Origin of the sequence: Stenotrophomonas sp. SAM-B (genome assembly GCF_013387485.1) — a bacterium.
Taxonomy (GTDB): domain Bacteria; phylum Pseudomonadota; class Gammaproteobacteria; order Xanthomonadales; family Xanthomonadaceae; genus Stenotrophomonas; species Stenotrophomonas maltophilia_AA.
Genome location: NZ_JABBXB010000002.1, coordinates 356,887 through 382,305, shown reverse-complemented (window position 1 = coordinate 382,305; position 25,419 = coordinate 356,887). Strand labels below are relative to the sequence as shown.

General features: G+C 66.8%; 19 protein-coding genes and 1 pseudogene. 9 read left to right on the top strand and 11 right to left on the bottom strand.

Going from position 1 to position 25,419, the window contains the following annotated elements:
- Together HH110_RS05975 and HH110_RS05970 are read right to left on the bottom strand one after the other, a co-directional pair.
- Positions 1-1,139: pseudogene (locus HH110_RS05975) on the bottom strand (hypothetical protein); the annotation flags it as partial.
- 277 nt (positions 1,140-1,416) lie between these two features.
- Positions 1,417-3,246 carry an autotransporter outer membrane beta-barrel domain-containing protein gene (locus HH110_RS05970; protein ID WP_176988809.1) on the bottom strand — a complete coding sequence of 610 codons (1,830 nt, stop codon included), beginning with the start codon at positions 3,244-3,246 and terminating at the stop codon, positions 1,417-1,419.
- Positions 3,247-4,152: 906 nt separating this feature from the next.
- Here HH110_RS05970 and HH110_RS05965 point away from each other — a divergent pair.
- The 3 genes from HH110_RS05965 to HH110_RS05955 all read left to right on the top strand — a co-directional run bounded on the left by HH110_RS05965 (position 4,153) and on the right by HH110_RS05955 (position 7,710).
- Positions 4,153-4,374: a hypothetical protein gene (locus HH110_RS05965; protein ID WP_176988808.1), complete on the top strand. Its 222-nt coding sequence runs from the start codon at positions 4,153-4,155 to the stop codon at positions 4,372-4,374.
- 212 nt (positions 4,375-4,586) lie between these two features.
- Positions 4,587-7,070 (top strand): autotransporter outer membrane beta-barrel domain-containing protein, encoded by a 2,484-nt coding sequence (locus HH110_RS05960; RefSeq protein WP_176988807.1) that lies wholly within the window; start codon positions 4,587-4,589, stop codon positions 7,068-7,070.
- Positions 7,071-7,254: 184 nt separating this feature from the next.
- Positions 7,255-7,710: a transposase gene (locus HH110_RS05955; protein ID WP_176988806.1), complete on the top strand. Its 456-nt coding sequence runs from the start codon at positions 7,255-7,257 to the stop codon at positions 7,708-7,710.
- 61 nt (positions 7,711-7,771) lie between these two features.
- On the opposite strand, the gene HH110_RS05950 is transcribed toward HH110_RS05955, so the two are convergent.
- From HH110_RS05950 to HH110_RS05920, 7 genes are read right to left on the bottom strand one after another with little or no spacing between them, the layout of a single operon-like run.
- Positions 7,772-8,542, bottom strand: coding sequence for a 2,3-dihydro-2,3-dihydroxybenzoate dehydrogenase (locus HH110_RS05950; RefSeq protein ID WP_176988805.1), 771 nt, complete (start codon positions 8,540-8,542; stop codon positions 7,772-7,774).
- Positions 8,539-12,450: a non-ribosomal peptide synthetase gene (locus HH110_RS05945; RefSeq protein WP_176988804.1), complete on the bottom strand. Its 3,912-nt coding sequence runs from the start codon at positions 12,448-12,450 to the stop codon at positions 8,539-8,541. Before HH110_RS05945 ends, HH110_RS05950 begins: the two co-directional genes overlap by 4 nt.
- Positions 12,447-12,698, bottom strand: a complete 252-nt coding sequence (locus HH110_RS05940; protein ID WP_176988803.1) for a phosphopantetheine-binding protein — start codon at positions 12,696-12,698, stop codon at positions 12,447-12,449. The genes HH110_RS05945 and HH110_RS05940 overlap by 4 nt, the downstream gene beginning before the upstream one ends.
- The gene (locus HH110_RS05935; RefSeq protein ID WP_176988802.1) at positions 12,695-13,330 is read right to left on the bottom strand and encodes an isochorismatase family protein; all 636 of its coding nucleotides are present in this window, start codon (positions 13,328-13,330) and stop codon (positions 12,695-12,697) included. The genes HH110_RS05940 and HH110_RS05935 overlap by 4 nt, the downstream gene beginning before the upstream one ends.
- Positions 13,330-14,982 carry a (2,3-dihydroxybenzoyl)adenylate synthase gene (locus tag HH110_RS05930; protein WP_176988801.1) on the bottom strand — a complete coding sequence of 551 codons (1,653 nt, stop codon included), beginning with the start codon at positions 14,980-14,982 and terminating at the stop codon, positions 13,330-13,332. Before HH110_RS05930 ends, HH110_RS05935 begins: the two co-directional genes overlap by 1 nt.
- Positions 14,983-14,998: 16 nt before the next feature.
- The gene (locus HH110_RS05925) at positions 14,999-16,177 is read right to left on the bottom strand and encodes an isochorismate synthase MenF (protein ID WP_176988800.1); all 1,179 of its coding nucleotides are present in this window, start codon (positions 16,175-16,177) and stop codon (positions 14,999-15,001) included.
- Positions 16,174-17,373, bottom strand: coding sequence for an MFS transporter (locus tag HH110_RS05920; RefSeq protein ID WP_176988799.1), 1,200 nt, complete (start codon positions 17,371-17,373; stop codon positions 16,174-16,176). Before HH110_RS05920 ends, HH110_RS05925 begins: the two co-directional genes overlap by 4 nt.
- 470 nt (positions 17,374-17,843) lie before the next feature.
- Here HH110_RS05920 and HH110_RS05915 point away from each other — a divergent pair, with 470 nt between their 5' ends.
- From HH110_RS05915 to HH110_RS05900, 4 genes are read left to right on the top strand one after another with little or no spacing between them, the layout of a single operon-like run.
- Complete coding sequence (locus HH110_RS05915; protein WP_176988798.1) at positions 17,844-20,225, top strand: ribonucleoside-diphosphate reductase subunit alpha; 2,382 nt, start codon at positions 17,844-17,846, stop codon at positions 20,223-20,225.
- A 59-nt stretch (positions 20,226-20,284) separates the two neighbouring features.
- Positions 20,285-21,325: a ribonucleotide-diphosphate reductase subunit beta gene (locus HH110_RS05910; protein WP_070425230.1), complete on the top strand. Its 1,041-nt coding sequence runs from the start codon at positions 20,285-20,287 to the stop codon at positions 21,323-21,325.
- A gap of 10 nt (positions 21,326-21,335) precedes the next feature.
- On the top strand, positions 21,336-21,800 hold the full coding sequence (locus tag HH110_RS05905; protein ID WP_176988797.1) for a flavodoxin: 465 nt from the start codon (positions 21,336-21,338) through the stop codon (positions 21,798-21,800).
- Entirely contained in the window at positions 21,794-22,117 is a 324-nt protein-coding gene (locus tag HH110_RS05900; protein WP_176988796.1) for a thioredoxin family protein, read from the top strand. Before HH110_RS05905 ends, HH110_RS05900 begins: the two co-directional genes overlap by 7 nt.
- A 29-nt stretch (positions 22,118-22,146) precedes the next feature.
- Here HH110_RS05900 and HH110_RS05895 read toward each other — a convergent pair whose 3' ends face one another.
- The gene (locus HH110_RS05895; protein ID WP_241696423.1) at positions 22,147-22,458 is read right to left on the bottom strand and encodes a DUF3817 domain-containing protein; all 312 of its coding nucleotides are present in this window, start codon (positions 22,456-22,458) and stop codon (positions 22,147-22,149) included.
- 225 nt (positions 22,459-22,683) lie between these two features.
- Positions 22,684-23,445: an SDR family NAD(P)-dependent oxidoreductase gene (locus HH110_RS05890; protein WP_176988794.1), complete on the bottom strand. Its 762-nt coding sequence runs from the start codon at positions 23,443-23,445 to the stop codon at positions 22,684-22,686.
- A gap of 101 nt (positions 23,446-23,546) precedes the next feature.
- Between HH110_RS05890 and HH110_RS05885 the strand changes: the two genes are divergently transcribed.
- Positions 23,547-24,455 carry a LysR family transcriptional regulator gene (locus HH110_RS05885; RefSeq protein ID WP_241696422.1) on the top strand — a complete coding sequence of 303 codons (909 nt, stop codon included), beginning with the start codon at positions 23,547-23,549 and terminating at the stop codon, positions 24,453-24,455.
- Positions 24,456-24,632: 177 nt separating this feature from the next.
- Complete coding sequence (locus tag HH110_RS05880; protein WP_176988792.1) at positions 24,633-25,412, top strand: DeoR/GlpR family DNA-binding transcription regulator; 780 nt, start codon at positions 24,633-24,635, stop codon at positions 25,410-25,412.
- Positions 25,413-25,419 lie beyond the last annotated feature (7 nt).

Genomic DNA, 25,419 nt, shown 5'->3' with positions numbered 1-25,419 from the left:
ATCAGCTTGTCGCTGGCCGCGGTGTCATCGCCGAGGACAGTATTGAACAGCAGCGTGCCACCGCTGCCGGTGTAATCGCCAGTGATGGTCAGGGTGTTGAACGCGGTACCGTCGCCCAGCGCGACAACACCGCCCGGACCAAGTGCCAGCTGGCCGACATCACTGTCGCCGGTCAGCTGCCAGTGCCCGCCATCGCCGATGGTCGCGGTGGTGACATTGTCGAAGCGGCCGTTGATTCGGCCACCATTGAGCAGGGTCACATGCGCTTCTGCCATGTCTTCGGCTACGACATTGCCGTTGAGGACGGATGATTCGACCTGGAAATTGGCCACGGATGCGTCGCCAGCGGTGAAAGCGTTCCTGACCAGCAGCAGATTGCCATCGCCACCCTTCAGGACAGACCCGTTACGCACCAGGATGCTCACGTCCTGACGGGCGCTGCTCGGGAGCGTCTGGACCACGATCGCGCTGCTCGCGATACCCTCAACGCTCGACGCATCGACCAGCACCGTCCCAGCGTCCGGCACCAAGGTGCCGGCATCGCTCATGCCCACGAAGATGCCCGATTGATCCCCGATCAGCGTGCTTCCTTCGGCAACTTCCACGACGCCACCAAAGCTCCATACCGCGTTACCCCCGTAAGGGCCGGTACCAACACCTCGCACGGTAGTGCCCGCCAACGTCAGCGTACTGTTGCCGCTCAAGGAGATCGCCCCTTCGCCTGCACCGGTAATGGTGCCGCCGCGGATATCCGCACGGGAGCCCGGGTCGGGAGTACCCGCGGCGTAACCAAGCGAAATCGCGGAACGGGTGGCACTGCTGATCGTGCTGTCTACAATGTTGGCTCGGGAATCCACCAATGCGATGGCATCTCTGACCGTTGTGTCGTCACCGGTGACCGTAGCACCCTGGAGATTGACGGTGGATCCCGCCTGCGCCTGGATGTAGCTGGTTGCGCCGCCCGCCAGGACGTTCAGAGTCGAATCCTGCTGCAGCACCCACGAGACGATCGGAGAGCCTGGTCCAACCGTCCGGGTGTTGCCCGGCCCAATAATGTCCGCCGACGCATCGGGCACGAACAGCGCAAGCATCACTGCTGAGCTGAGGAGGGTTCTGGCGATCATCGAGTGGGTGCGCATATTGGGGCCTTCGGGGTTTCAGTGATTGGAGCCGTTGGTGGGTCAACGCTCATGTCGAGCGCCGCTGGAGCACCATTCAGGCGCCCGGGAAGATGGCCAAGATAGGGGCCGCCTATCGCTGCGCATATACAACTAATACGAAATCCCCACGCGTCCGTTTGCTTGTTCGCCTCTGTATTCAGCTTCGGTTGGAGACGGAGTACTGCGCCCGCACTCGTGAAAAGGCGTGACCAACGGTTTGCACTCACGGTTTCAAAAGAGAGGCGCTGGGAACGGATTACCAGCTACTACGTAGACCGATCTGGCCGCTCACATCCTTATAGCCGCCATCTCCCCTCTGCAGACCCAGGTCGCCCCATGCCGTCCAGCGGCCGCCGAGCTGCAGCGATGCGCCGGCCTTTGCTTCGTAACGATCCTGCGGCAAGCCGCCAGCCACGCGCTCGCCATCGAAACTCAGGCCGTTGTCGCTGGATTCGTGAATCCAGTTGACCGACACGAACGGCTGCACGCGGTTGCCGGCATCGGTGTGGGCATGGCCAAAGAAGCGCACGCCGAAGCGGCTGGTGAGGCCATCGGCGTTGTCACCATCGATCACCGTGCCGTTGCGTTCAACATGCGTATCGGTGTTCAGACGGGTATAGCTCAGCTGCAACTGCGGCTCGACGAACATCGCAACGCGCTCGCCATCGGCGACCTGGACGCCGTAGCCGGCCTCGACGGAAGCGCTGTTGGCGGTGCTGTCATAGCGCTCCTTGCTCAGGCCATCACCCTGAACACTGTTCTTGAACCGCGCATGCTGGGCCCAGGCGTCCACATACAGCCCGGTCGTCTGTGCTGCATCCTGCAGCCAGCTGCCATAGACGCCGATCGCCTGCCCGTCCACCTTGCCCTTGGCCGAATAGCCGGTCAGTCGGGAGGTGACCGTATTGTTGGCGCGGCCACTGCCCAGCATCACACCGAGCTGGCCGCGCTCCGCACCCCAAGTGAACACGTCGGTGCCGACCTGCAGCACATCGGTATCACCATTGACACTGAGCTGATCGCCGATGACGCCGTAGTCGGCCTGGTTGCGGGACACCCGTGCCCACGCGCCGCGCTCGGACAGGCCGCGAGCGGTACCGCCGTTACGGTCATGCATCCGCATGCCGAACATCTGCGTGGCAGCGGACTGGTTGGCCAGGTAGGCACCCGGCTCCGGGCGAAGCACCGGTACCGGCGGCAGGCACTGCGGCAGGCTCGGATCAATCAGGCACTGCTCCGGCAGGGTGATCACGCAGCCCGGCGCGTTCGGGTCGGCCAGGCAGGGGTCCGGCTCCGGCGGTGCGACCGGCAGTTCCGAGCGCAGGTACCAATCGCCATCGTTGGGATCGGCCTTGCCACCCTTGAACAGGAAGTACTCGTACTGCCCGCCCACCGCACGGCCGGCCAGGTCGAACTGACCGTTGGACGCACCATCGACCTGGATCAGCTGGATGCCGTTGACGGTCTGCGCGCCAATGCCGCCGACGTTGTTGACGGCTACGCGGGTCTGCCCGCTGGTGCTGCCGTTGACGATCAGCTTGTCGCTGGCCGCGGTGTCATCGCCGAGGACAGTATTGAACAGCAGCGTGCCACCGCTGCCGGTGTAATCGCCAGTGATGGTCAGGGTGTTGAACGCGGTACCGTCGCCCAGCGCGACAACACCGCCGTTGCCCAGGGAAAGTTCACCGACATCACTGTCGCCGGTCAGCTGCCAATGGCCGCCATCGCCGATGGTCGCGGAGGTGACATTGTCGAAACGGCCATTGATGCGGCCGCCGCTGAGCAAGGTCACGTGTGCCTCGGCGAATTCTTCCGCCACAACGTTGCCCGTCAGCGTGGTGGTCTCCACCTGCAAGCGCCCAATCGACGGATCAGTGGGCGAGATCCGCGAGTTGAGAACGGTGAGCAGATTGCCGTTGCCGCCTACCAGCTGGGCACCGTTCCGCACCAGGATGCTGGTTTCGCGCAGCGTACTGTCCGGACGATCTGCCTGAACGGTAATCGCACTGCCGCTCACTCCTTCCACCCGTGATGCGTCGATGAGGATCGTGCCGTCTGTGGCATGCGACGTACCTGAGTTCGACATCAAAGCCCATATACCGTCCGTGCTCCCGCGGATAACCGATCCATCAAGAGCCTCGAACGCACCACCAAAGGTCGTAACGCCTCGGCCTCCGGTTCCTTCAACAGTTGAATCCGACACGCGCACGAATGCACCCGCGCTCGTCGATATACCAGAGCTCACACCGGTAATGACGCTGCGCTCGACAGTGGCCGTAGATGCCCCTGCGACAGTCCGAACTAATCGAAGACCCTCGTGGGTGGTGCTGGTGACAGTGGACCCCAGAATCGAGGCGTGGCTCCCGACAAGCTCCACTGCAGCAGCCCCTGTTCCACTCACGTCAGCACCCGTCATGTTCAGCCTTCCCCGCTGCACGCGCACGTCAAGGGTCTTGCCGTCGGGGTTGATGGTCAACAGGCCACCCTCGAGGACCGTCCAGCTCTCGACGGCATCACCGGGATTGACAGTCCCTACGCCCCCGGGACTCACAGTGCCGGCCACCGCCGATGCAGCCAGTGAACCTAACGCCAAGGACACTACGGCCGCCAGCGCCTTGCGGCGGAGCGGCAAATGGGGCGACGAGGAAATTGAGGAAGTGTGCATGAAAGCTCCAGGAGAGTGGGTGAGGCAAAGGGCCAGACAAGGCGGCCAAGATAGATGCGACCTATCACTGCGGATATGCAACTAATACGAAATGCCTGTCTCCGGCTGGGCCAGCTGCCCTGCATTCAGGTTTCCGGGTCATGTCCGTTTACGGATGCGCCCGCATTCGTGAAGGCCATGTGATTAAGCCGCAAATAATGGCCACGATGAGCACGCTAACGTACCCGTGTCACATTGCACGCAACGACTCGCTGATCCGCAGCGAAAGACGACGCCTTCTTCACGCGCCCCCGCCCACATGATGGTGCCTTGCCCTGGAGAACGCGCATGCCAAGGACGTATTTCTACGTGGTGCCGGTCAGCAACGGGTGGGCGTTGCGAGGCGGGGCGTTTGCGGGGAGGAATCTGTATGAGTCACGCGACCAGGCGCTGATCGAAGCGAGGCGGATGGCGGTGGGGCTGTTCACCGTCTCCCAGCGCCCCACCGGAGTGCGCGTCCAGCTGGGCGTGGAGATGTGGGAAGACATCGAGCTGTTTGGAGACGCCTGAGCCCACGGAGGGTGACCGCGAAGGACACCCTCCGTTCAACGTCGAGCGGCTCACGCCAGAAGCGCTCCTCCGCCCTGAGCGCCAGGGATTCGCCAATTCGTATTAGTTGCATAGCACTGGCCGCGGGCCGCCCCTATCTTGCAGCTCCACCGACTCAGCGGCGGGCAACGCTCGTGATCTTCGTTGAGGCCATACGAGCTTCTCATCTCCTCATGAAGGGCATTGCCATGCGCAGCAACACCTTACCTGCCACCGTTCATCACTCTGCATCACCGCGCCGCCTGGCCCTTCCTTCTGCACTGGCAGCTGCTGTGTTGCTGGCGCTTGGCGCTCCCGCAGCCCAGGCCGGACAGGTATTGCCAGGCGAGACCATCGTGGTACGGGCAGGACAGCCGACAGAGGACTGGACTGTTGACAACTCCGGGACCTTGCGCATCCTCGCCGGTGGCAAAGCAACGAGTGTCATCGCCAGCAACGGTGGCGCAGGCATCTACCTGAATGGTGCGGAGATAAGCGGCTCGCCTGCCTCCACACTGTTCGTGGCTGGCTCCTTCGCGGATGTACGTAACAGCACGATCATCGGCGGCGACGGCGCTGCACTGAGCACAGGTGCACTGCGCGTACCCGATCCGCAGACGTCACTGGTCAGTGTAGTCAGCAGCAACCTCGTAGGCACGGGCGTTGGGGTGAGCATTGGCGGTGGCGGCCTTGTGCTCCTGGATGGAACGAACGTGGCCGGTACAGGAAGCACCGGGGTCGGCATCGAGGTAAGCGCCGGGCGTGCGCAGGTGGGCAATCTGAGCGTCGTCACGGGCGATGTAAACGGGGTGTTGCTGAGTCTCGTCACCGCTGGCGTCCCCTCGCAGACGGCGACAAGCCTGGCCGTGGACAACGCGCGCATTGAGGGCACCGCAGGCAGCGCGATCGTTGTCCAGCAGCTGTCGGAGCCCATGACCGCCGATATCGACATCCGCAACGGTGCGCAGGTGGTGGGTGGAAACAGTACGCTGCTTGAGGTGGGCGGTGGCGCGGTTGCCAATTTCAACCTCTATGGCAGCGCGCTCACCGGCAACATCATCAACGACGCTGGCTCTACGACCAACGTCAATCTGAGCGACAACGCCAGCATCATCGGTGTGTTTGACAATGTCAGCTCTGCCACGCTTTCCGGTGGCGGCCACTGGCAGCTGGCCGGCGACTCGAACGTCGGCACGCTCAACCTCAACAGCGGCGGAACCGTCGCGCTGGGCGACGGCACGGCATTCAACATCCTCACCGTGAGCGGCGACTACGTCGGCGCTGGTGGCACGTTGATGTTCAACTCCGTGCTCGGCGATGACGCTTCGGCGAGCGACAAACTGGTCATCGGCGGCAGCACCAGCGGCCAAACCAACGTGGCGGTGAACAATGTGGGCGGCGCAGGCGCGCATACCCTCAATGGCATCCAGCTGATCCAAGTGGGTGGCGCGTCCAATGGCGTGTTCACTCTCGCTGGCCGCGCTGTCGGAGGGCAGTACGAGTACTTCCTGCACCAAGGCAGCACTGCCGTACCGAGCGATGGCAACTGGTACCTGCGCACGGTGCTTCCGGTGGCTCCGGACCCCTGTGTGGCCGACCCGACCCTGCCGGGGTGCAAGCCGGTTGACCCGGTTGATCCTGTGGACCCCGTTGATCCTGTGGACCCCGTTGATCCCGTAGACCCTGTAGACCCTGTAGATCCTGTAGACCCTGTAGATCCTGTAGACCCGGTCATTCCAGTCCCGGTGCTGCGCCCGGAACCTGGTGCATACCTGGCCAACCAGGCTGCGGCCACACAGATGTTCGGGATGCGCCTGCAGGATCGCACCGGCGGCACTGCGCGCGGCCTGTCCGAGCGCGGCGCGTGGGCACGCGTGGCTCGCAATCAGGCCGACTACGGCGTGATCGCCGATCAGCTCAGCGTCAACGGTGACACCTCGGTGCTGCAGGTCGGCACCGACCTGCTCAACTGGGGCGCGGACAGCCGCGGCCAGTTTGGCGTGATGCTGGGCGGGGGTCGCGCCAACAACACGGTGACCTCGCGTGAGACCGGCTATTCGGCCAAGGGCAAGGTCGAGGGCCAGGCCGTGGGCGTGTATGCCAGCTGGCTGCAGGATCCGGCGCAGACCACCGGGCTGTACGTTGATGCCTGGGTGCAGTACGCGCAGTTCAAGAATACCGTGCAGGGTGATGCACTCGCCAAGGAACGCTACGACAGCGATGCGAGAACTGCATCGGTCGAGGCCGGTTACAGCTTCAAAGTGCTGGATAGCGCCAGCACCACAATGTTCGTGGAGCCGCAGCTGCAGCTGGGCTACACCGATTTCAGCACAGACCGCCACGTGGAAACCAACGGCACGGTGGTTGACGGCAGTGATGCCGGCGGCCTGAACAGCCGTGTGGGTGTGCGGCTGTCTGGTCATGCCAACAACGACGTCGGCAACCGGGTGCAGCCGTTCGTGGCGGTGAACTGGATTCATGGCGCCGACGACAACAGCCTGCGCTTCGATGGTGAGCGCATGGAAGGCGGCCTGCCCAAGGATCGCTATGAGGCCAAGGCCGGTGTTTCGCTGCAGCTTGGCCGGCGCTGGACCGGGTGGGGCGATATGGGCGTGCAGCAGGGCCAGGGCGGGTATCGCGATGTGGCTGGGCAGATCGGGTTGCGGGCTAGTTGGTAAAGTTGCGCCCGGCGACGGCTCCCCGGCTGTCGCGGTAGATCCGACGCATCGTCGGATGCTCTCCGTTCCGGCACCACGGCATCCGAACATGGTTCGGACCTACTCCCTGCGCTGTCGTCTGCCTGATATTGATTCATGGCGATTCCCGATGTGCGACATGACGGGATACGCAAATCATCTGTGCATGACCAATCCACGCCTGCGTCAAGGTCGTCACTCACAGGTCGGCCAGGTCTATGCCCTGACCACAGTGGCGTATCGACGCCAACCACTGTTCACCCACCGGCACAACGTCGAGCAGATCATCGATGCCTTGCGCTTTATAGAAGCCGAGAGGATCACCTGCTCGCTGGCCTGGGTGGTCATGCCCGATCATCTGCATTGGTTGATGCAGTTGCGGCAACGAACGCTGCCCGCCTGCATGCAGCTGTTCAAGTCACGTAGCGCACGCCTGCTGAACCGAACTCTTTGCCGTAGCGGTCCCTTCTGGCAACCGGGTTTCTACGATCATGCGGTACGCAGCGATGAATCGTTGCACACGCAGGCGCTATACATCGTCGCCAATCCGGTGCGTGCCGGCCTGGCCACCCGCCTGGGGGAGTATCCCTACGCCTGGTGCCGCTGGCCATTGGATGGGTAGATCCGACGCATCGTCGGATGCTCTCCGGCCCGGCGCCGCGCTATCCGAACATGGTTCGGACCTACCCGCGCAGCGTGGCGCCCCCGTCCACATAGAGATCGCTCATCGCGATATGGCCAGCTTGGTCAGAGAGCAGGAACATCACGGCGTTGGCGATGTCCTCCGGGCTCGCCAACTTCTGCAGCGGTATGCCGGCCTTGTACGTCTCCGGACTACCCTCTATCACCCGCTCGGCCCCCTGCTCGTCCGCCCACATGCCGGTCTGCATCGGGGTCAGGGTCGAGCCCGGGGCGACGATGTTGCAGCGGATGCCCAGCGGCGCCAGCTCCAGGCCCAGGCAGCGGGTGAACATGGTCGAGGCGGCCTTGGAGGCGGCGTAGGCGGCCATGCCGTGGCGCGGGACGCCCGCCGCGTTGGAGCTGACCGTGACGATCGCGCCCCTGCGCCGCGGCGACATCACCCGCGCCAGCGCACGGGAGACGTGGAAGACGCCGTCCGTGTTGACCGCGAACACCCGGCGCCATTGCGTGTCGTCGGTGTCGACGACGGTGCCGGTCTGCAGCACGCCGGCGACGTTGATGCCGAACCCGATCGGCCCGATATGGGTTTCCACCCAGTCCACCAGTGCATCCACCGCAGCGGAGTCGGTCACGTCCAGTGCGCTGGCGTGCACGGTCGACTGCCATGCCCCGGCCACACGCTCGGGTGCCACCACGTCGGTCGCGACCACGATGCAGCCGCTGTCGCGCAGCTGCTCGACCAATGCCGCCCCGATGCCGCCGCCCGCGCCGGTGACCAGCGCGATGGTGCCGTCGAATCCGGTGAGTTTCATGCTGGTGTCCTGTGTAGGTCGTGCCGCCGAAGATGCGCATCCAGCCAGGGCGCGATCTGCGCCACGGCATCGCGGCCGGTGAGCTCGGCGTGCAGGAAAGGAAGGTCGATCGCCTCCACGTGGGCGGCATGGGCCTGCCACAACGCGGACTGCAGCTGCGGGCGGGCGAGATGGTCGCGGCCGGCGCGCACGTGCAGCAGCGGACCGTCGTAGTGCGTGTGGTGATGGGCGCGGATCAAGCGGTTGGTGCCGGTGACGGCGCGGACCACGCCATCGAGGACGATATCCGGCAGGTTGCCCAGTGCGCTGTCACCGCGGCGCAGGAACGCCAGGATGCGGGCGCGGCTGTCCAGCTCGGGATGCGCTTCCGGGTCATGCCCGGCGATGGCGAGCAGAGCACGCAGCGCGGCGGTCGGGTCCGGCTCGGGTTCGGCCCGCCAGCACTCGCTGGGATAGGCATCGAGCAGGGCCAGGACGCCGACCTCGTGGCCGCGCCCGCGCAGGTGCACCGCCATGGCCTGGGCGAGGATGCCGCCGACCGACCAGCCCAGCAGATGCACCGGCCCGGGGCGGCCCAATGCGAGGATGCGCTCCGCGTAGTCGGCCGCCAGTGCTTCGATGCTCGCCGGCAGTGGCCGGGTGGGATCGAGGACCGGCGACTGCAGGCCCTGCACCTCACGCGCGGGTGCCAGTGCGCGGGCCAGGTCGCGGTAGTTCCAGGCGATGCCGCCGGCAGGATGGATCACATACAGCGGGGCGCGCGCCGCATCTCCGCTGGCCAGCCGGATCATCGGGGCCAGCCCATGATCGGTGGCGGTGGGCGGCGCATCGATACGGGCCGCCAGCGCGGCGACCGTGGGTGCCGCGAATACCGCGCCCAGGCCGAGGTCGCAGCGCCACCGCTGCTGGATCGCCAGCAGCAGGTGCACGGCACTGAGGGAGTCGCCGCCGAGTGCGAAGAAATCCGCATCGGCACTGACCGGTGTGCTCAGCCCCAGCGTTTCGGCGAACAACGCGGCCAGCACCTGCTCGGTCGAGGTGCGTGGCGCAACGCCCGAGGCGGACGCCTGCGCCGGTGCCGGCAACGCGGCACGATCCAGTTTGCCGTTGGCCGTGACCGGCCAGTGGTCCAGCTCCACGAAGGCCCCGGGCACCATGTAGTCCGGCAGCCGGTTGGCCAGATGCCCCCGCAGCGTCTCCAGCGCCGGGCCACCCGCGTTGAGGTAGGCCACCAGCCTTGGCTCGCCGGGGCGGTCTTCGCGTAGCAGCACTTCGGCCCGGGTGACGCCCGGTGCCGAACGCAGTGCAGCGTCGATTTCGCCGAGCTCGATGCGCAGGCCACGCAGCTTGACCTGGTGATCGCTGCGGCCGAGATACTCCACTGCCCCGTCTTCGCGCCAGCGCGCCACGTCGCCGGTGCGATACAGGCGTCCGCCGGCAACGAACGGATCGGGCAGGAAGCGCTCGGCGGTCAGATCGTCGCGCCCCAGATAGCCGCGTGCCAGCTGTACCCCGCCGAGATACAGATCGCCGGCGACGCCGGGCGGCAGCGGTTGCATCCCGGCATCCAGCACGTACAGGCAGGTGTTCCAGACCGGATGGCCGATCGGCACCGGTGCGGAGGTGTCGTCCTGGCTGGCGGGCCAGAAGCTGACATCCACGGCGGCCTCGGTGGGGCCATAGAGATTGTGCAGCTCGGCCTGGACCGTGGCATGGAAGCGGTCGCGCAGCGCGGCATCCAGTGCTTCGCCACTGGTGAACACGCGGCGCAGCTGCAGCCCGCGCGCGGCCGGGGCCGCCAGGAACGCGGCCAGCATCGACGGCACGAAATGCAGGGTGGTGATCGCGTGCTGGCGGATCAGTGCGGCCAGCGCCAGCGGATCGCGATGCGCCTCGGGCGGGGCCACCACCAGGGTGGCGCCGCTGATCAGCGGCAGGAAGAACTCCCACACCGAGACATCGAAGGTGGCCGGGGTCTTCTGCAGGATGCGGTCGTCGGGCTGGATCGCGTAATGCTCGCGCATCCACTCCAGCCGGTTGACGATGGCGCGGTGCTCGATCACCACGCCCTTGGGCTCGCCGGTGGAGCCGGAGGTGTAGATGACATAAGCCGCATCGTCCGGCTGCGGCACGGTGGTCAGCCCGGCGTCGCTGTGACGCTGCCACTGGGCAGGGTCCAGCACGGGTGTGTCCGGGAACCGCGCGCGATCATCTGCCAGCGCCAGCACGCAGACCGGCTGCGCCGAGCGCAGGATCCGGGCCAGGCGCTCGTCCGGATGGGCCAGGTCCACCGGCAGGTAGGCGCCACCGGCACGCAGCACCGCGACCAGGGCGATGATCAGCTCCAGCGAGCGCGGCAGCGCCACAACCACCGTCGCCTCGCGGCCCACGCCTTGGGCCTGCAGCTGCAGGGCCAGCGCACGGCTGCGCTGCTCCAGTTCGGCGAAGCTCAGCTGATGCGCGCCGAAGACCACCGCGGTGGCCGCCGGCGTCGCTGCCATCCGTGCGGTGATCAGCGCGGCCAGGCTGAGCTCGGGCACCGGATGCGCCGTGGCGTTGATGTCATGTAGATAGCGCTGCGCTTCGGCGGGCGTGCACAGCGGCACCGAAGCGATCGTGCCGCCGGTGGCCTGGACGTCCAGCGCGGCCGACACGAAATGCAGCAGGCGCGCGGCATGCGCCTGCACCTGTGTGGGGGTGTACAGCGCGGGATTGGCCTCGATCTCCAGATCGAGCACGGCCACGCCATCCCCGCGGAAGCCGAGCGTCACGTCATCGACTGGACCGGTGGAGAGCACCTCGAGCGTCGCAGTGACGCCGGCCAGCTGCAGCGGCCGATAGAACGGCTGCACATTGACCAGCGGACCGTGCAGGCGACGCTGGCCGCCGATCAGCCCGAGGTCGCGCCGCAGCTGCTCACCCCGGTAGCGACCATGGCGCCGGCCACGCATCAGGCGCATGGCGATATCGCGCACATAGGCATCCACGGTGTCGTGCGTGGCCGCGACCCGCAGCGGCAGGACGTTCATCACCATCGCCGGGACGCGGGCGGAGACGCTGCCGAGGCGGCCCATGAAGGGCACGCCGATCACCGCCTCCGCTTCCCCACTGATCCGGCGGCAGTACTCTGCGCCAAGCGCGGTCAGCAGGTCCGGCCAAGGCTGGCCGATCGCGGCCGCTGCCGCGTGCAGGCGCTCGCGCAGGGCGGTGTCGATCGGCTGCACGTGGCGCAGCGCATCCGCTGCGGCCGGCGCCACGCCCGCCTGCAGGCCGGTGGCGGCCGGCGCACCGGCCATGGCCTCGCGCCAGTAAGCGGCATCGCGCGTGCGGCGCTCGCTGTCACGGTACTGGGTATCTTCATCCAGCACGGGCAGCAACGGTGCCACCGCAGCCTGCTGCGGATGACCTGCATACAGCGCGCAGACGCGCTCGGTCAGCAGCCCCATGCCGTAGCCATCGGTGGCCAGGTGGTGCACGCGCAGGTACCAGACGCTGCGCGCCGGGCCGAGCAGGAACAGACGCTGTTGGCTGAGCCGATCGCGGGCGGGATCCACCGGGCTGAGCCGGTCGCGCTGCATGGCCTGGCGCGCGGCAGCGGCGGGGTCCGGCTGATCGGACAGATCCAGCACCTGCAACGTCGGCGTGTGCTGCGGGTCGAGCCACTGGCCGGGTGCGCCCTGCACGTCCTCGACGATGCGCAGGGCCAGCGCCTCCGCTTCCTGCGCGGCCTGGTCGGCGGCACGCACGAAAGCCGCGACATCCAGCGCACCCTCGATCCAGACGGCGTGGGCGGTGTTGAACGCAGGATTGTCCGGCGCCAGCCGCTGGGCATACCACAGGCCCGCCTGGGCCTCGCTCAGCCCGCGGACGATGGGCTCGGCCGCGCCTGGCACCGCACGGGCGTTCATGCGCTGGCCGCCGCCTCGGCCTGCAGCCGCTGCACCACGGTCCACCAGCCACCCAGCGTGGCGTGTTCGGCCAGATGACTGAATTCCAGCGGGATGCCGGTGTTGCCCCAGGCCAGTACCAGGCCGAGCACGCGCATCGAATCCAGCCCCAGGTCCATCAGGTTCTCGTCGTCCTGGATGTCCTCGGGGGCTTCGCCGAGCATCCCGGCGACATCGGCGCGCATGCGCTCCAGGGTCAGTGCGGTCATGCCAGCATCTCCAGCAGGTGATCGGTGGTCATCGGCACGCCACAGGTGCGGGCGATCCAATGCAGGGCCAGGTCATGGTCGGCCCGCGAGAAGTCGGCGACCGCGTCGGCGGCGATGAAACTCTCGATGTCGCGCTGGAAGCCTTCGGCGACAGTGGCGGTACAGCCGATATGCGCGTACACGCCGGTGACCAGCAACTGGTCGCGGCCACGCGCGCGCATCATGGTGTCCAGATTGCTGCGCTGGAACGCGCTGTAGCGGTGTTTGACCAGGACATGGTCGCCCTCCACCGGGGCCACGGCCTCGATGATGGCTTCGTGTTCCTCGGTGGCGGACATGCCCGGGCCCCACAGATCGGCCTGCAGGCCACGATCACGCCGGTCCTGGTTGCCGCGCTGTGCGGTGTAGAACACCGGGATGCCACGCGCACGGCAGTGCGTGAGCAGGCGCGCGATGTTGGCCACGGCCGGGGCCAGCGGTGCCGCATCCGGCGCGAAGGCGGCCAGGAAGTAGCGCTGCATGTCATGCACCAGCAGCGCCACGCGCGCGGTGTCCGGCTGCCAGGCCCCACGCGGGGTCGGCAGCTCGGCCTGGGTCGGCAGCGGATACGGTTGGATCTTGGGCAGCGCCATCAGCGCGTTTCTCCTGTCTGTTGCATGAAACGTTCGCGCAGCTGGGCACGCAGTTCGCGACGGCTGATCTTGCCGACCGCGGTGGTGCCGAAGGCATCGACGAACACGATCTGGTCCGGCACTTTGAACGCGGCCAGGCCGCGGCTGCGGACCCAAGCCTTGAGGCTGGCGGCCTTGGTCGGCTCGCCCTGGGCAATGATGAAGGCGCAGCTGCGCTCACCCAGGTAGTCATCGGGGATCGAGACCACGGCGGCATCGAACACACTCGGGTGCGCCAGCAGGTGGTCCTCGATTTCTTCGGCGGAGATTTTCTCGCCGGCGCGGTTGATGTGGTCGCTGGCCCTGCCCTGCACCACCAGATAGCCACCCGGGAGGCGCTGGACCATGTCGCCGGTGCGGTAGAACCCATCTTCGGTGAAGGCACGCGCATTGGCGGCCGGATCGTTGTGGTAGCCGCGGATGGTATACGGGCCGCGGGTGAGCAGATGCCCGGTTTCACCTTCTGCGACCGGGTTGCCGTGGTCATCGACCACCAGCACCTCGTCGTCTTCGCTGATCGGGCGACCCTGGGTGGAGACGATGAGGTCGTCGCTGTCGTGCAGGCGCGTGTAGTTGACCAGGCCCTCGGCCATGCCGAACACCTGCTGCAGGGTGCAGCCCAGCCCGGCGATGACGCGGCGCGCAGCTTCCGGCACCAGCTTGGCGCCACCGACCTGTACCACCTGCAGGCTGGAGAGATCGTGGGCTGTCGTCGCGGCGGCCTGGGCCCACAGCAGCGCCAGCGGCGGCACCAGGCCGACGCAGGTGACGCGCTCGCGCGCGATCAACGTAAACGCGGCGTCCGGGCCCGCACCGGGGCTGAGCACCACGCGCCCCCCGGCGTACAGCGTGCCGAAGAACCCCGGCGAGCTCATCGGGAAGTTGTGCGCGGCTGGCAGCGCGACCAGATAGACGCTGTCTTGGGTGATGCCGCAGATCGCGTTGCTGGCGCGGAACGAATACAGATAGTCATCGTGCGTGCGCGGGATCAGCTTGGAGAGGCCGGTGCTGCCACCGGAGATCTGCAGGAACGCGACCGACTGTGGGTCCGGATCGGGAGGCAGCTGTTCGAGGTCACCGGCCAGCGAGTCGAGCGCGGTGAACCCGGCCGCGTCACCGGCGATGATGACGTGCTGCACGTCCGGGACCTGCGCCTGCAGCTCGCGCGCCAGGGTGCGGTAGTCGAAGCCGTCATGGTTCGCGGCGGCGATGTACGCACTGGCTTCGGCCCTGCGCGCGAAATGCGTGACTTCGGTGATGCGGTGCGCGGGCAGCGCATACACGGGAATCAGGCCGGCACGGAACAGGCCACAGACCACGGTGACGAACTCGGGCACGTTGCCGAGCTGGACCACCACCCGGTCACCCGGTGCCAGTCCCTGGGCCAGCAGGCCGGCACCGATGCGGCCGGCCTCCTGCCACAGCTGCGCATAGGTCAGGCGCGTATCGCCACCGACCACGGCGATGTCACCGGCGAAGCGCTCGGCGCGCTCGCGCAGGAAACCCGGGAAGGTCTCGCCACGCCAGTGCCCGGCAGCGCGGTAACGCGCGACCAGGGCCGGTGGCCAGACCTGGCGCAGCGGCACCCGCGAGGAAGAGAAGGATGCGTTCATGGACAGCTCCCGCACATCAGAAAGAACGAACGTCATGGACGCCGAGCGCGGTCAGCAGGGCCATGAACTTGGCAGCCGTTTCGGCTACCTCGAGATCGGGGTGTGAGTCCGCGACGATGCCGGCACCGGCATACAGGCGCACTTCGGTGCCCTGCACCCGTGCGCAGCGGATCGCCACGTACCAGTCGCCATCGCCCTGGGCATCGGTCCAGCCGACGGCGCCGGCATAGAATCCCCGCGCGACCGGTTCGGCCTGGCGGATCAGCGCCAGCGCCTGTTGGCGCGGCGTACCGCACACCGCCGGGGTGGGATGCAGCAGCGCGACCAGGGCGGCCGAGGAAACTGACGCATCTTTCAGCGTGCCGTGGATGCGGGTACCGAGGTGCCACATGGTCGCGGTGGCATGCAGCGTCGGGCGCGGCTGCGCTTCGACGTGGTGGCACAGCGGGGCGAGCGCGGCGACGATGGCCTCGACCACGTGGCGGTGCTCGTCATGATCCTTGGCCGAGGCCAGCAGCGTTTCGGCGGCGCGCGCATCTTCGGCGGGATCGGCCGAACGACGGGCCGAGCCTGCGAGGGGGTGCGACAGCACGCGGTCACCGCGCTTGGAGACCAGCAGTTCCGGGGTGGCACCGACCAGCCAGGCCGGGTCGGCCGCGACCGCGGCGGGCACCGGCACCACGTAGGTGGCCACACTGGGATCCTTGCCCAGGCGCGCGGCCAGCACGCGCGGATGCAGCGGCTGCGCGGTGGTGACGCGCAGGCTGCGGGCGAGCACGACTTTCTCCAGCGGACTGTCGCTGCGCTGCAGTTCGGTGACGGCCGTTGCCACTGCCTGCGCATACGCATCCGCAGACGGTTCAGCGACCACATCACCGACCAGCGTCGGCGTTTCCACACGGACCACCGTGGGCTGGCCGGACACCTGGTCCGGCTGATACAGCGCATCGCCCTGCTCGGGATCGAACGGCACCGCACCCACCAGCAAGCGCGGGCCGGAGCGCGGCGCGGCGAAGAACGCAGCGACGCGCCCGGCCAGCGTGGCGGTCGCGCCGGACGGCAGCCGCGCGCGCACACCCTGCGCTTCCATCGCCTGCTGCGGGCTGCGCAGCAGGAAGTACGGCGCATCGGCGGCGTCGAGGGCGGTGGTGTCGCTCATCTCTTCAGCTACTCCGCGGGCGAGCATCTCGTTCATGCCGCACCCCGCTCGCGGTGCGCCGCTGCGGAGATGGCCAGGATGAGCAGCACCACGCCGACCAGCAGGTACGGCGCGCTCGGCGACCAGCGGTACAGCAGCGTGCCGATCATCGGCCCGACCACCATGCCCATGCCCTGCACCGACGCGACCGTGCCCGCGGCGGCGCCCTGCTCGTGTGCCTCCACCGAATCGGCGGCCAGCGCCTGGAAATTGGGGAACACGAAGCCCATGCCGAACGCAGCGATCGCATAGCTGGCCAGCAGCTGCCACGGCACGCTGACCAGCGCGACCGACGCAAAGCCCAACCCGGAGATCAGTGCGCCGACCAGGATCCAGCGCGTCGGGCGGATGTCCTTGAGCTTCATCACCAGGCCCTGCGCGAAGATCAGGCCCACGCCGACGGCAGTCAAGGCCAGCCCGGCCATGCGCGCGCCGTCTGCCGGCGACAGGCGCAGGCGGTCGATCGCGAAGAAGCCGACCGTCACCTGCGCGATGGTGACCGAGATCATCGCGGCGAACACCGCCAGCAGCGGCAGGCGCAGGCGTGCATCGCCGAGCCCGAGCGTCGGCTTGGGGCCGGTATGCGTCGGCGCGACGGGAGGCGTATTCGGCAAGCGCCACCAGATCATCAGCAGCGACAGCAACGGCAACAACGCGGCCACATACAGTGTGAGCGAGAGATTCTTGTAAGCGATCCAACCGGCGGCGGCCGGGCCCAGCACCATGCCCAGTGCGTTGGCGGTGCCGAGCTTGGCCATCACGCTGCCGCGCTGCCCCGGGGCCGCCTGATCGGCAATGATGGCCGCGGCGGTCGGTGGCACGGCGGCATAAAACAGCCCGACCAGGGCACGCGTGCCGACCAGGACCAGCACGGAGAGCCAGATCGCCGGCGGTGAGGTCAGCGCCACATCGACGAACACCGCCAGCGCCACATAGATCACGGCATAGGCCGCCAGTGCGATCAACAGCACGCGCTTGCGGCCGATGCGATCGCTGAGCGCGCCCCAGCGCCGTGCCGACAGCATCCACAACACACCCGCCGCGGTCACCGACAGGCCGGCGTGCCACTCGGCCAGGCCCAGCACCCGCACCACCGGGCCGATCACGGACACGAACGCCATCATCGCCATGGTGCCGAGCAAGGCGGCGGATACGAGGGCGGGCAAACCGGAAACGACAGGACGTGAAGACATTGAACACCACAGCCAATAAGAAGTTGAACCACGCGGTGCGCCAACGCGCGCGCGGTTCTGCCATCCGGTTGCGAACGCATCACCGCCCTGTGATCCATCAAATGATAACGGCTCGCATTTGCGTTTGATAGTGCAGGCTGTACCGGATGTTCATCTCCCCTGCGCTCTGCCCCTGCGACAAAAAAGCACTACATCTTCGGTTGACGATCCACTCGCACCCCACTATGTTGTGTCCATCGGCTCCCCGCTTCCGCCAGGCCCGGTGCACCGTCTCGACGCCCCGTTGCTCTTGAACGCCCCGTCGTACCACCTGACCGGCGCCTGGAAGCAAGGCCCGTCGCCACCGATGTGAGCCTCTGGCGACGTATTCCTGCACACGCAGGGCCTGCCCACCCAACACGCCTTCTGTCCGGCTGCCGCTCGGCTCTGCCGCGCCGCCTGCTGGGCACTGCGCCATGCAAGGAGATCGCATGAACATCGACGACACCGTCACCTCGACCCTCACCCCGCCGACCGATACCGCCTTTGATGCGGCCACTGCCAATGAAACGCTGTGGATCACCAAGGAAGGCGGCAACCGGCGCATGCCGTTCGACCAGGGGCGACTGGAGCGGACCGTGCACAGCGTGCACGCCGAGTTCCCGCAGCTGGACGTGGCCGACTACCTGCGCAGCGTGCTCGGGCAGATCGCGCGCCGGCAACAGCTCAGCGCCGATGAGATGGTGGATCTGCTGATCCGCGAGGCGGAATCGCGCATCGATCTCACCGCGCCGGACTGGGAACATTTCGCCGCCCGGCTCTACCTGCGCCGCCTGTACAAGCGCGCCAGCAAGAACCGCTTCTACGATGCCACGCTGAAGTACGGTTCCTATGTGGGTCTGCAGGAGAGCCTGGCCGACCGTAACGTGTACTCGATCGACATCCTCAAGGCCTATTCCAAGGACGAACTGGAGGAAGCCGGGCAGATGATCGAGCCCGAGCGCGACACCCTGTTCGCCTACAACGGCCTGTATCTGCTGGCCACCCGCTATCTCGCCACCGATCATTCGCGTGCGGTGTATGAGCTGCCGCAGGAACGCTGGCTGACCATCGCGCTGTACCTGATGCAGCATGAGCACGAGCACGGTGAGCGCTCACGGCGGCGGCGCATGCTGCTGGTGCGCGAGGCGTACTGGGCGCTGTCCAACCTGTACATGACGGTGGCGACGCCGACGCTTGCCAATGCCGGCAAGGTGGGCGGCCAACTGTCGTCGTGCTTCATCGATACGGTGGACGACAGCCTGCAGGGCATCTACGACTCCAACACCGACGTGGCGCGCGTCTCCAAGCACGGCGGTGGCGTGGGCGCCTACCTTGGCTATGTGCGCTCGGCCGGCTCTTCGATCCGAGGCGTGGCGAACTCCTCCGGCGGCGTGGTGCCGTGGATCAAGCAGCTCAACAACACCGCGGTGAGCGTGGATCAGCTGGGCCAGCGCAAGGGCGCGATCGCGGTGTACCTGGATGTCTGGCACCGCGACATCGAGGCCTTCCTCGATCTGCGCCTGAACAATGGCGACCAGCGCCTGCGCGCGCACGATGTGTTCACCTCGGTGTGCCTGCCGGACCTGTTCATGGAGGCAGTCGAGCGGCGGGGTGACTGGTATCTGTTCGATCCGTATGAGGTGAAGCGGATCAAGGGTTGGTACCTGCAGGACTTCCACGATGAGCAGCGCGGCCAGGGCAGCTTCCGCGAGAAGTACGAGGAGGTGGTGGCCGACGAGCGCATCAGCCGGCGGACGATCAAGGCCATCGATCTGTTCAAGCGGATCATGGTCAGCCAGCTGGAGACCGGCAATCCCTTCATGTTCTACCGGGATGAAGTGAACCGGATGAACCCGAACAAGCATGCCGGCAGCATCTACTCCAGCAATCTGTGCACGGAGATCCTGCAGAACATGAGTCCGACCCGCATGATCCAGGAGATGATCAGCGGCGACCAGATCGTGACGACCAAGCAGGCCGGCGATTTCGTGGTGTGCAATCTGTCCTCGATCAACCTGGGCCGCGCGGTCACGGCCGCCCCGGACCTGCTGACCACCGACGTGCTGGAGCGCCTGGTGCCGATCCAGGTGCGGATGCTGGACAACGTGATCGACCTCAACCAGCTGCCGGTGCCGCAGGCGACCATCACCAACCGCAAGTACCGCGCGATCGGCCTGGGCACGTTCGGCTGGCATCACCTGCTGGCCCTGCAGCAGATCGAGTGGAACTCCACCCAGGCCGAGGACTATGCGGACAGCCTGTACGAGCGCATCAACTACCTGACCATCCAGGCGAGCATGACGTTGGCCAAGGAAAAGGGGCGCTACAGCGCCTTCGTCGGCAGCGACTGGCAGAACGGCGAGTACTTCCGTGCCCGGGGCTACGTCAGCCCGGCCTGGCGCGAACTGGCGGCGCAGGTGGGGGTCAACGGCCTGCGCAATGGCTGGCTGATGGCGGTTGCCCCCAACATGAGCACCGCCCAGATCGCCGGCTCCACGGCCTCGATCGACCCGGTCTACGGCGCGTTCTACTACGAAGAAAAAAAGGACTTCCGCCGCCCGGTCGCTGCACCGGGGCTCTCGCTGGACACCTACCCCTACTACGAGAAAGGCGCGTACCGGGTGGACCAGTTCGCCAGCATCCGCCAGAACGCCCGCCGCCAGCGCCACGTGGACCAGTCGATCAGCTTCAACCTCTACGTGCCCAGCACCATCCGCGCCAGCACCCTGCTCGCGCTGCACATGAGTGCCTGGCGCGAAGGCCTGAAGACGACCTACTACGTGCGCTCGAACGACATCGATATCGCCGAATGCGAATGGTGTGGTAGCTGACGACCGTTGGTCGTCAGCCCCGCACCCCCGCATCGCCCGCAAAGAACCAAGGACACCCCATGGCCATCCCCCTGGAACGCATCAAAATCCTCGAACCGCGCCACCCCAACCGCTCCACCGGCATCATCAACGGCCGCACCAGCGGCATCCTCAACTGGAACGACATCCCCTACCCGTCCTTCTACCGGGCGTACAAGGAGCTCTCGACCAACTTCTGGATTCCCGACGAAGTCGACATGAAGGGCGACGCGCGCCAGTACGGTGAGCTCAACGCCCGCGAGAAGAACGCCTACGACTCCATCATCGGCCTGCTCGCCACGCTGGACTCGCCGCAGACGCGCTTCATCTACAACGTCGCCGAGTACATCACCGATCCCGCCGCGCACGCCAACGCCGCGATCATCGGCCAGCAGGAGGTGATCCACAACGAGAGCTACAGCTACGTGCTGGCCTCGATCGCCGGCCTGGCCGACCAGAACCGCGTCTTCGAGATCGCCCGCACGCACCCGACCATCCTCGCCCGCAACGCGCCGATCATGCAGTCCTACGACGACTTCATGCGCGAGAAGACCGCCGAGACGCTGATCCGTGCGCTGATCCAGTCCTCGATCCTGGAAGGCATCAACTTCTATTCCGGGTTCGCGTTCTTCTACAACCTGGTCCGCCAGAACCGCATGACCGGTACCGGCAAGATCATCAGCTTCATCAACCGCGACGAGCTGGCCCACACCAAGTTCATCAGCGAACTGATCCGCGCGATCATCGGCGAGAACCCGGCCCTGCAGGGCGAGCAGCTGACCGCGTATGTGCATGAAGCCTTCGAGCACGCCATCCAGCTGGAGACGCGCTGGACCGGTGAAGTGCTCGATGGCATCGACGGCATCGACGTGGACGAGATGATCCGCTACGTGAAGTACCGCGCCAACAAGATGGCCGGCATGCTCGGCATCGAGAAGCTGTACAGCGAGACCAACGTCAACGTGATGCCGTGGATCAAGGCGTACGCCGACAACTTCACCGAGACCAAGACCGACTTCTTCGAGATGCGCAACGCCAGCTACAAGAAGACCAATTCGGACAATGGGTTCGACGATCTGTAAGGTCGGGCAGATGCAGATCCTGCTGGCGTTCGCCTCGCTGAGCGGCAACACCCGGGAGGTGGCAACGCTGATCCGGGCACGCTGCGAAGCGCTGGGGCATCACGTGGACTGGCTCGACGTCGATGCCGGCGACGTGGCCGCCGTACTGGCGGACGCGGCACCCACCCTCTGCCTGCTCGGTTCCTGGACCGACAACGCCGGCCGTACGCCGGCGGAAATGAAGGACTGCGTCGCCGCGTTGCGTGACCGCTTCGGGTTGCCGCTGCCGTTCCCGGTGGCGGTGTTCGGCACCGGCGAGACCCAATGGGGCGAGGAGTACTACTGCGGCGCCGCGCATCGGCTGGCGCGGTTCTTCACCTCGACCTGTCCGGTGCTCGAAATCGAGCAGATGCCACACGGCGCCGACGATACCCACGCCATCCACCACTGGACCGACACCGTGTTGGCCCCTACCATGAGCACGACGACATGCTGACCCTGCACGCCCAGACCCCCGAGGATTACCACGCCGCCCTGCGCGAACATCCCGCCCTGCTGGTGGACTTCCACAAGGACGACTGCCCGGGATGCCGGATGCTGGAGATGTCGCTGGCAAGTGTTGCCGGCGCGATTCAAGACGCTGGCATGACCCTGCTGAAGGTGAGACTCGAAACGGTTGGAGAGGGATTGTTCCGCGAGCTCGGGCTGCGCCAGACCCCCACGTTGCTGGTGGTCCGCGACGGTCACGAAACTGCGCGGCTGGCGGGATTCCAGTCGCCGAAGCAGATTCTCGGCGTGCTCGGCGCTGGGTGACGCGCGCAGGGGATCGTCTGGTGCGGGCTTCAGCGCGTGCGTGCGATCGGCGCCGACAGCAGTCCACGACGCTTGAACCACCATTCCAGCGGCAGCGTGACCAGCGGCGGTACCGCCGCGGCCAGCGCCAGCAGTGCCGCCCACCAGGGCCAGCGCAGACGGAGGGCGGCGAGCACCGAGACGACGACGTAGACCATGAAGGCCACGCCGTGCACGGGCCCGAAGATCTTGACCCCGACCGGCGTCGGATCGGCCGCCTGGTACTTGAAGTACATGCCGATCAACAGGCCGGCCCAGGTCAAGGCTTCAACGAAGGCGACCGTGGCGAATACGCGGCCCATGGGGCTGACTGGCGACGCATGCTTCAAGAGGGGCTCGGGGTCGTAACGGAAAGGACCCGCATCATAGCCAGTGACGGCGAGTGATGCGAATCATTCTCAGCCATGTATGAGGGCGTCACGACCAACGGTCGTGACCCACCGTTCAGGGCGCTACGACCGACGGTCGTGACCTACCGTTGGACGCGCGGTGTCGGCGCGGCCGGTCGCAGCGCCGCCCCAACACCTTCAGACAAACATGCCGCCCGACGCCTCCACCCGCTGCGCGTTGACCCATGCGGTCTGCGGCGACAACAACGCCACCGCCACCGGGCCGATGTCATCGGGCTTGCCCGGCCGGCCCATCGCGGTGACCGAAGACACCATCGCGTTGACATGCGCATCGTCGCGCACGCGGCCGCCACCGAAGTCGGTTTCGATCGCGCCGGGCGCGAGTGTGTTGGCGCTGATGCCACGTGCGCCAAGCTCCTTCGCAAGGTAGCGGGTGAACACTTCGATGCCGCCCTTCATCATCGCGTAGGCCGAGCTTCCCGGCAGCGAGAAGCGCGCCAGCCCGCTGGAGACGTTGAGGATGCGGCCGCCGTCGGCGAGCAGCGGCAACAACGCCTGCGTCAGGAAGTACGGGCCCTTCAGATGCACGGCGACCAGCGCGTCGAACTGCGCGACCGTGGTGTCGGCAATCATCGCGTGCAGCCCTTCGCCGGCGTTGTTGAGCAGCCCCTGCAGGTGGGTCTCGCCCCACCCGTCCAGCACGGTGCGGACCTGGCCGGCGAAGGCAGCAAACCCGTCGCTGTCGGCCATGTCCAGCGGAACGGCCGCAGCGCGACGCCCCAGCGCCTCGATCTGGGTGACAACTTGCTGGGCGGCCTCGGCCTGGCTGCGGTAGGTGAGCACGATGTCCGCGCCATCGGCGGCCAGCGCGAGGGCGGCATTGCGGCCGAGGCCACGGCTGCCGCCGGTGATCAGAACGATTCGGCGTGCGTTGCGCATGTCAGTCACCTGCTTTGATAAGGAAGACCAGCGTATTGGCATTGCAGACCGGCATAAATCAGCAGATGCTGATTGGACTGTCCATACTTCGCGAACAATCCATGGATCGCCTCGATCAACTGCGCTGCTTCCTGCGGGTCGCCGAACTGGGCTCGTTCACCGGCGCGGCCGACAGCCTCGGCCTGCCCAAGGCCAGTGTGTCCCTCGCCGTGCAACGGCTGGAAGCGGAAGTGGGCGTGCAGCTGCTGCACCGGACCACGCGCCGGGTGCAGCTGACCGCGGATGGCGCCCAGTTCCAGGCGCGCGCGCACGATCTGCTGCACGAGATGGACGATCTGCAGAGCATGTTCCGGATCGATACCAGCCAGTTGAAGGGCCGCCTTCGCGTGGACATGTCCAGTGGGCTGGCCCGGCAACTGGTGATTCCGCAGCTGCCGGACTTCCTGGCCCGGCATCCGGGGGTGGAGATCGAGCTGAGCGGTACCGACCGCCGCGTTGACCTGATCCGCGAAGGCTTCGACTGCGTGCTGCGGGTCGGCCCGCTGGATAACAACACGCTGGTCGCCCGCCCGCTCGGGCATCTGCCCATCATCAACTGCGCCAGCCCGGCGTATCTGGCCGCGCGCGGTACACCCACGACGCTGGACGATCTGGCCGGCCACGCCCTGATCCACTACGTCGGCACTTTGGGCCAGCGCTCGCCCGGGTTCGAGTACCCCGACGGTGAGGTCTATCGCAGCCTGCCGATGGGGGGCGCGGTGACGGTCAACAGCGGCGATGGATACACCGCCGCGGCGCTGGCCGGGCTGGGCATCATCCAGGTGCCACGACTGGGCGTCCGCCAGGCCTTGGCGGCGGGCACGCTGGTGGAGATTCTCAGCGGGGTGAAGGCCGAGCCGATGCCGGTCACGCTGCTGTATGCCCAGCGCCGTCATCTGCCGCGCCGGGTGGCCGCGTTCATGGACTGGGCGGCGGCGGTGATCCGGCCGGAGCTGTTGCCGGTGGCATGAGCGGGAAGCACGGATGTCGCCTGACTGATCCGGCACATTTCGGCACGTTCGTGCAGATTAACGCACCAAAAGTGAAGACCTCTGCTACAGTTGGGACCACATACAGGCACTCCAACGCACATAGCTGCACATTCATGCAGACTGATGCGCTGCCTCCGCCCTGACCCGAGGCTACCCATGACCACCCAGGACGCCCTACCGGGCGAACGCCAACAGACCATCCTGCGCCTGCTGCGCGAACACGGCCGCGTGATGTCGGCGCAGCTCGCCATCGAACTGCAGGTCTCGGAAGACTCGATCCGCCGCGACCTGCGCGAGCTGGCCGCACAGGGCCTGTGCCGCAAGGTGCATGGCGGTGCGCTGCCGGCGACGCCGACGTTCCCGGCGCTGGCCGAGCGCCACGAAAAGGACCACGAGCGCAAGCGCGCCCTGGCGCGGATCGCGGCCGCCCAGGTGCTGCCCGGCGAGCTGGTCTTCCTCGATGCCGGCTCGACCAATACAGCGATCGCCAACTGCCTGCCCGAGCATCAGGGCATTCGCGTGGTGACCAACGCCCCGGATATCGCGCTGGCGTTGATGAGCCGCCCGGGCATCGAGGTCACGCTGATCGGCGGCCGCATGGACCCGCGCATCGGCGCGACCGTGGGCGCGCAGGCACTGGACGCGATCCGTGCATTGCGCGTGGACGTGTGCTTTGTCGGCACCTGCGCGGTCGATGCCGAGGCGGGCATCTGGGCCGTGGATGGCGAGGAGGCGACACTCAAGCGTGCCCTGATTGCCGCCAGCAGCCGCTGCGTGGTCGTCGCCACCAACGACAAGCTGGGCGCGCAGGCCTCGCACCGGATCGGCGATGTCGATCAGATCGACCTGCTGGTCGTGGAAGCGGACGCGCCAGCGGCACAGGTCGCGGCGTTCGAGCGCCGCGGTGTCGCCCTCCAGCACGCCGCGCACCACTGAGGTCCGG

Excerpts from the sequence above, each read along its gene's own strand:
- HH110_RS05955 (WP_176988806.1), top strand. The coding sequence starts at position 7,255 with ATGACCAATCCACGCCTGCGTCAAGGTCGTCACTCACAGGTCGGCCAG.
- HH110_RS05925 (WP_176988800.1), bottom strand. The coding sequence starts at position 16,177 with ATGAACGAGATGCTCGCCCGCGGAGTAGCTGAAGAGATGAGCGACACC.
- HH110_RS05915 (WP_176988798.1), top strand. The coding sequence starts at position 17,844 with ATGAACATCGACGACACCGTCACCTCGACCCTCACCCCGCCGACCGAT.
- HH110_RS05895 (WP_241696423.1), bottom strand. The coding sequence starts at position 22,458 with ATGGGCCGCGTATTCGCCACGGTCGCCTTCGTTGAAGCCTTGACCTGG.
- HH110_RS05970 (WP_176988809.1), bottom strand. The coding sequence starts at position 3,246 with ATGTCGAACTCAGGTACGTCGCATGCCACAGACGGCACGATCCTCATC.
- HH110_RS05880 (WP_176988792.1), top strand. The coding sequence starts at position 24,633 with ATGACCACCCAGGACGCCCTACCGGGCGAACGCCAACAGACCATCCTG.
- HH110_RS05890 (WP_176988794.1), bottom strand. The coding sequence starts at position 23,445 with ATGCGCAACGCACGCCGAATCGTTCTGATCACCGGCGGCAGCCGTGGC.
- HH110_RS05960 (WP_176988807.1), top strand. The coding sequence starts at position 4,587 with ATGAAGGGCATTGCCATGCGCAGCAACACCTTACCTGCCACCGTTCAT.
- HH110_RS05940 (WP_176988803.1), bottom strand. The coding sequence starts at position 12,698 with ATGACCGCACTGACCCTGGAGCGCATGCGCGCCGATGTCGCCGGGATG.
- HH110_RS05905 (WP_176988797.1), top strand. The coding sequence starts at position 21,336 with ATGCAGATCCTGCTGGCGTTCGCCTCGCTGAGCGGCAACACCCGGGAG.
- HH110_RS05885 (WP_241696422.1), top strand. The coding sequence starts at position 23,547 with ATGGATCGCCTCGATCAACTGCGCTGCTTCCTGCGGGTCGCCGAACTG.
- HH110_RS05965 (WP_176988808.1), top strand. The coding sequence starts at position 4,153 with ATGCCAAGGACGTATTTCTACGTGGTGCCGGTCAGCAACGGGTGGGCG.
- HH110_RS05935 (WP_176988802.1), bottom strand. The coding sequence starts at position 13,330 with ATGGCGCTGCCCAAGATCCAACCGTATCCGCTGCCGACCCAGGCCGAG.
- HH110_RS05950 (WP_176988805.1), bottom strand. The coding sequence starts at position 8,542 with ATGAAACTCACCGGATTCGACGGCACCATCGCGCTGGTCACCGGCGCG.
- HH110_RS05910 (WP_070425230.1), top strand. The coding sequence starts at position 20,285 with ATGGCCATCCCCCTGGAACGCATCAAAATCCTCGAACCGCGCCACCCC.
- HH110_RS05945 (WP_176988804.1), bottom strand. The coding sequence starts at position 12,450 with ATGAACGCCCGTGCGGTGCCAGGCGCGGCCGAGCCCATCGTCCGCGGG.
- HH110_RS05920 (WP_176988799.1), bottom strand. The coding sequence starts at position 17,373 with ATGTCTTCACGTCCTGTCGTTTCCGGTTTGCCCGCCCTCGTATCCGCC.
- HH110_RS05900 (WP_176988796.1), top strand. The coding sequence starts at position 21,794 with ATGCTGACCCTGCACGCCCAGACCCCCGAGGATTACCACGCCGCCCTG.
- HH110_RS05930 (WP_176988801.1), bottom strand. The coding sequence starts at position 14,982 with ATGAACGCATCCTTCTCTTCCTCGCGGGTGCCGCTGCGCCAGGTCTGG.